Below are 5,787 nucleotides of genomic sequence, written 5' to 3'. Positions count from 1 at the left end.
CCTTCATGACGCTGCTGCTGGTGTCGGGCTTCCTGTCGCTGCTCGCGCTGGGCCGCACCGGCATCCGTCATTTCTGGACCCAGGCCCACGCGACCATGCCCGCGCTGCCCGCGCTCGAGGTGCTGCCGGTCGCCGCGCTGCTGGGGACCTGCCTTGCGCTCACACTCGCCGCCGGCCCGGTGATGCTGCATGCCGCCGCCACCGCCGAGGGCCTGCTCAGGCCGACCGCCTATCGAAACGCCGTGCTCGGCGCGATCCAGGTCCCCAATCCGGTCGCCCCTGCTGCGAAAGCCGCCAAATGATGAAGCGCTGGCTGCCCTCCCCGTCGCTGTCGCTGGCCCTGTTCGTGGTCTGGCTGCTGCTGAACCAGTCGCTGGATGCAGCCACGCTGCTGCTGGCGGCGATCCTCGCGCTGGCGGTGCCGGTGCTGACCCAGTCGCTGCGCCCTGCCAGGGTCCGGATGCGCCGCCCCGCGGTGGCGCTGCGCCTCTGCGGTGTGGTCACCTACGACCTGGTCCATTCGGCGCTGACGGTGGCGCGCCTGCTGCTGACCCGGCGCAACGACCAGATGGCGCCGCGCTTCGTGCGCGTGCCGCTCGAAGTGCGCGATCCCAACGCGCTGGCGGTGCTCGCGATGATCATCTGCCTGACGCCCGGCACCGCCTGGGGCGAGATCTCCCTCGACCGCTCGACCCTGCTGATCCACGTGTTCGACCTCGACGACGTGCCGGCCTTCGTCGCGATGGTCAAGGCGCGCTACGAACGGCCGCTGATGGAGATCTTCGAATCATGACGCCCGTCCTCCTGTGGGCGCTCAAGCTCGCGCTGCTGCTGCTGGCGGTGGCCATGCTGTGCGCGCTCTACCGCCTGCTGATCGGCCCCACCGCGCAGGACCGCGTGATGGCCCTCGACTGCCTCTACATCAACGGCATGCTGATGATGCTGGTGCTCGGCATCGTCTATGCCAGCAACGTCTACTTCGAGGCCGCGATGCTGATCGCGCTGTTCGGCTTCGTCGGCTCGACTGCGATCGCCAAGTTCCTTCTTCGCGGCGAGGTGATCGAATGAGCGCCGCGCGTGGAGGATGGAATGACTGAAGCCCTGCCGCTGTGGGCGGAGATACTCACCGCGGTGTTCGCGGTGGTCGGCGCCGCCTTCGCCGCCATCGGCTCGTTCGGGCTGGTGCGCGTGCCCACCTTCTTCCGCCGCATCCATACGCCGACACTCGGTGCGACCCTGGGCGTGTGGTGCATGACGCTGGCGACCATCATCTACTTCTCGGTGCAGGGACACAGCCTGTTCCTGCACGCCGTGCTGATCGCGCTCTTCGTCGCGCTGACGGCACCGGTCACGACCATTTTCCTCATGCGTGCGGCACTGTTCCGCGAGCGGCAGAAGAAAGGCGACGTTCCGCCGGAGTGAAGCAGCTCCCCCCCAGGTTGCCCGCACTTCGTGTCGGGCGCCCACCCCCTACCGGGGGCGCAGTCAGCGGCCCGGCGAAGCCGGTTCCGCGACTGCCCACGAACCGGCGCGCTGCGCGCGGCCGTAGGACAACCACTGCGCCGTTTGCTTCGACCGGCGCAGCCAGGGCCGTTGGTGAAGCACCGCGGACTGGCTTTGCCAGGCGCGCACGAGCGCCACGGCTTTGCCACCCCAACGCCAACTCCATGATCATGGTGCCGTCGGCACCAGCAAGACGCACGTCTTCGAGGCGAGAGCCCGAACGAGCCCGGTTCGGAAATGCCAAGTCGGAGGAGATCTGCAGCATGGTTGTTGTACGTGGTGCGCCATGGCGGCAGTAGGCGATCTGGATCTGAACCCATGCCGCCGATCTTGACCTCGGCCGGCATGAACGCTCCGTGAAGCGCAGCGTGACTTACATCGAGCATGGTTCGACCGCCTATCGCTTGTAGCTGAGGTGACCCTCCTCGCGGTTTCGCCCGCGAGTCTGCGTCACCTTGGCCAAGAGATTTTTCTCAGTTGCACAGCGGAATCGTCCCATCTTCAACCAGTGCCGCTACCGCCGCGATCACCCCGGGGATGATGGGCAGGCTACCGCCCTGCAGTCAGCGAAAGCATCGCGGCTCGCTCAAAGCAACGACCGAGCAAGAACCAGAATTTACGACAAGAGACCAATGACAGTCTTCAACCTCGGCACAGGTCGAGCGAGCACGCTCAAAGTTCAGAGCGCAGCCATTCCGGTTTCGATGGGCCAGCCCGCGCTTGAGCCCATACGCCTTTCGGGCCACGAGGGCATGAACCGCCTGTTCGAATACGAACTACTGCTCCAGACGCCCGATGCGTTGAATTTGGTCGCCAGCGAAGCCGCCGACTTCGACCTCGACGCCTTCATCGGCCTCGACATCAGTTGCTCGATCGACCTGGATGGCTCGGGCGAGTTCCGCCCCGGCACGGTCGGCCRCAGCATGGACCACATCGGTGCGGGCACGCGTCAGATCAACGCCCTCATCACCAAGGCCGTCATGCTGGGCGAGGAAGGCCGGCACATCCAGTACGCGCTGACGCTGCGCCCCTGGCTTCACCTGACGACACTCAGCACCAATTCCAAGATCTACCAGAACAAGACAGTCGTCCAGATCCTCGATGAAATGCTGGCGGACTATAGCTATCCCGTCCACAAGATCCTGTACGACACCTACCCGGTGCGCGACTACCAGACCCAGTTCAACGAGACCAACTTCGAGTTCTTCGAGCGCCTGTGTCAAGAGTGGGGAATCAGCTACCACTTCGAACATTCGGAGGGCAAGCATCGCCTCGTGCTGAGCGATGCGATGGGCGCGTACGCAAAGAATCCCAGCGAGGCCTACCATGAAGTCGAATACCACGCCCCCGGCTGGAAGGTCGACGCCGAGTATGTGCACAGCTTCATGCCGGAGAACCGCCTCACCAGCGGGCGCTACGCCACGCGCGACTACGACTACACCCGCCCCAGGGCAGACCTGAGCGCCAGCCGACGGGACCCGAGGCCGACCGGACAGGCCGACAGCGAGGTCTACCAGTGGCACGCCGATGCGGGCGGCAGCCACTACGCGCAGCCGAAAGCGGGCACCGCCGAGGCGAACGACCCCCGGGAGGAAGGCAGCCACCTCGCCCTGCTGCGCATGGAGGCGCTGCGTACCCATGGCGCGCGTGCACAGGGCCGCGGCAATCTCAGAGGCATGGTGCCCGGCTGCACATTTCGGCTGCAGCGGCACCCACGTGACAAGGCGAACGCCGAGTACCTGATTCTCGACACCCACTTCCTGATCCAGGACGTGGCGCAGAACAGCCAGTCCCAGAATGCGGAGCCAGGACACAAGGCGGGCTGGAGGGTCGAGGTCGAGTTCACGGCGCATCCCGTGAAGGAGCCGCTGCGCCCGGCGCTGACCCAGCCCAAGCCGCGCCCGGGACCGCAGACCGCGCGCGTCGTCGGGCCCGCCGGCCAGAACATCTGGACCGATTCGCTTGGGCGCATCAAGGTGCAGTTTCCATGGGACCGCATGGGCGAGAACGACCAGCGCAGCAGTTGTTGGGTGCGGGTGAGTTCACCATGGGCGGGCAATCAGCTCGGCGCAATGCACCTGCCGCGCATCGGGCAAGAGGTGCTGATCGAATACGTCAACAACGATGCCGACCTGCCGGTCTGCACCGCCCGGCTGCACAACCAGGTCAACATGCCGCCCTGGTCGTTGCCGGACCAGGCCGCGTTGTCGGGCTACCGCAGCCGCGAGTTGACGCACGAAGGCGGCAACAGCGCCATGGGGCGCTCGAACCACCTGATCCTCGACGACACCATCGGCGAGATCCAGGTCCAGGCGAAGTGCGACCACCAGAGCAGTTCGCTCAGCCTCGGACGCATCGTGCGAATCGACGACAACGCAGGCRGGAAGGATGCGCGCGGCGAGGGCCTCGAGCTGCGCACCGACGGTCACGCCGCCTTCCGCTCGATGATGGGCACGCTGATCACGACCTATGGCCGTGAACGCGCGCAGGCCCATGTGAAGGACATGGGCGAAGCCGTGCACCGCTTCACCCAGGCGCGCGACCAGCACGAGACGCTGGCCTCGCTCGCGCAGCAGCATGACGTGCAGGATGCGAAGAAGGACCAGGAGACGGTCAGCGAGCAACTCAAGGCGTTGAACGACGAGATCAAGGGAGGCACGGCGGGGCCAGGAGAGTTCCCGGAACTCACTCGTCCCCACCTCGTCCTGGCCAGCGCGGCCGCCATTGCGGCGACGGCTGCGGACAACCTGCACCTGGCATCGGGTGCGCACCTTGCCGCCACGAGCGGCGGCCACACCAGCGTCAGCAGTGGCAAGAGCCTTCTTGCGAGCGCGATGGACGCGATCCGCCTCTTTGCCTACAACACCGGCATTCGCATTTTTGCGGCCAAGGGCGCGGTGCAGGTGCAGGCCCAGGACGACATGATCGAGCTGGTTGCAAAGAAGGCGATCGAACTCATCAGCTCCACCGACTGGATCAGGCTCAAGGCGAAGAAGGGCATCTCGTTTGAAGCCGCGGAGAGCGCATTCCAGATCGACGCCAAGGGCTTTCAGTTCTTCACGCCCGCCGCGCACCACGTCTGGGCTGGCGACCATCAGACCTTCGGTCCCAAGTCGCTGACCCCGCTGTTGCCCGAGTTGCCGACCAGCGTCTGCATCCCCTGCCTGCTCAAGGCGGCCCGCAGCGGCAGCGCCATCGCCAAGATCTGAGGCACGACGATGAACGGGTATTGCCTGATGGATGGTGCCATGGTCTACGGCATGGTCAGCCGATCGAAGATTTTTGCCGACAAGAAGTCACCGTGGTTGGCCCCTCTGCTGGCCCATGACGATCTGCGTCTGGCGGGACCTTTTCTGGTGGCCTACGAGATGTTCGAAAAGGACTCTCCGGAGTGGCAGGAATTTTTGCGCGCGGTGAACGCATTCCCATACCCGATCCACACCTCCGAGATTCAAAGCGAACTGAGGCTCCAGGACTTGGCAAAGCACATGCGCCAGTTCGCGTCCTTTCGTGACAGCGACGGCGACACCTACGGTCTGCGCATCGCGGACGGCCGGGTGCTCGCCTATCTCCCACAGGTGCTCACTCAGGAGCAGTGGGACGCCTTGACGGCGCCAATGGTCTCCTGGACGGCAAAAGACCGCCGGAATGAGGCGGTCACGCTGCCGCTGAGCGAAACCCGCCTCGGCAACACCGGCCTGCCCGATGCGATCCAGCTCAGCGAGGAGCAGATTGCCAAGCTGATTCAGGCGGGCGAGCCCGATGCGCTGCTTGCCCATCTGGAGCTCGACCCGCCTCGCATCGAGGCCAAGTACCTGCAATGGCATTACGACACGGCGAACTATTGCGTGACGCTCTGGCGGCGGCACGAGGCGCAGAGGGGCGAAGGCGCACGCCGGGGCATGTTGTGGGACTTTGCTCGACGAGTCTTCGCGAGCAACGGCGCCTGGCTCAAGGACGACGTTCGCGTCAGGCAAGAGCTTCGCGCAGCAGCTGCGTCAGCGCATTGACGCCCGCGCGCCGACATGGCGGGGATCGGCATCAACACGGACATACAAGGAGACGTCGGGCCATGAGCCTTTTCCAATCCGCGGGCCCAATCACCCGTCGCCTGATCGCTGCCTTCGCAGTGACCGCACTCGCTACCGGTTGCGCCACGAGCGCCGATGACCTCGTGCCGGACAAAAACATGGTGGGCGTCACCGTCTCGGCGGTGGGGCACTACGGAAAAAAGATCGGAGTGCCCAGCTTCTACCTGAACGGCCACTCGTACGGCCGCAGTTC

At 65.4% G+C, this 5,787-nt stretch carries 6 protein-coding genes and 1 pseudogene; all 7 read left to right on the top strand.

Features of this window, described 5'->3' with window-relative positions; genetic code table 11:
* Window positions 1-302, top strand: a pseudogene (locus AC1D2K_RS28525) (monovalent cation/H+ antiporter subunit D); the annotation flags it as partial.
* The gene (locus AC1D2K_RS28520) at window positions 302-793 is read left to right on the top strand and encodes a Na+/H+ antiporter subunit E (RefSeq protein WP_478092980.1); all 492 of its coding nucleotides are present in this window, start codon (window positions 302-304) and stop codon (window positions 791-793) included. The pseudogene AC1D2K_RS28525 and the gene AC1D2K_RS28520, both read left to right, overlap by 1 nt.
* Window positions 790-1,068, top strand: a complete 279-nt coding sequence (locus AC1D2K_RS28515) for a K+/H+ antiporter subunit F (RefSeq protein WP_478092978.1) — start codon at window positions 790-792, stop codon at window positions 1,066-1,068. The genes AC1D2K_RS28520 and AC1D2K_RS28515 overlap by 4 nt, the downstream gene beginning before the upstream one ends.
* A gap of 21 nt (window positions 1,069-1,089) precedes the next feature.
* Window positions 1,090-1,422, top strand: coding sequence for a monovalent cation/H(+) antiporter subunit G (gene mnhG / locus AC1D2K_RS28510; protein WP_478092976.1), 333 nt, complete (start codon window positions 1,090-1,092; stop codon window positions 1,420-1,422).
* Between the two features lie 713 nt (window positions 1,423-2,135).
* Complete coding sequence (locus tag AC1D2K_RS28505) at window positions 2,136-4,712, top strand: type VI secretion system Vgr family protein (RefSeq protein ID WP_478092973.1); 2,577 nt, start codon at window positions 2,136-2,138, stop codon at window positions 4,710-4,712.
* Between the two features lie 9 nt (window positions 4,713-4,721).
* Window positions 4,722-5,513: a DUF4123 domain-containing protein gene (locus tag AC1D2K_RS28500; RefSeq protein ID WP_478092972.1), complete on the top strand. Its 792-nt coding sequence runs from the start codon at window positions 4,722-4,724 to the stop codon at window positions 5,511-5,513.
* 62 nt (window positions 5,514-5,575) lie between these two features.
* The coding region (locus AC1D2K_RS28495; protein WP_478092970.1) for a hypothetical protein at window positions 5,576-5,787 on the top strand (212 nt) is incomplete at its 3' end.

This window comes from Variovorax sp. P1_H12_2 (genome assembly GCF_056405335.1).
This window is presented reverse-complemented; position numbering and strand designations above follow the sequence as displayed.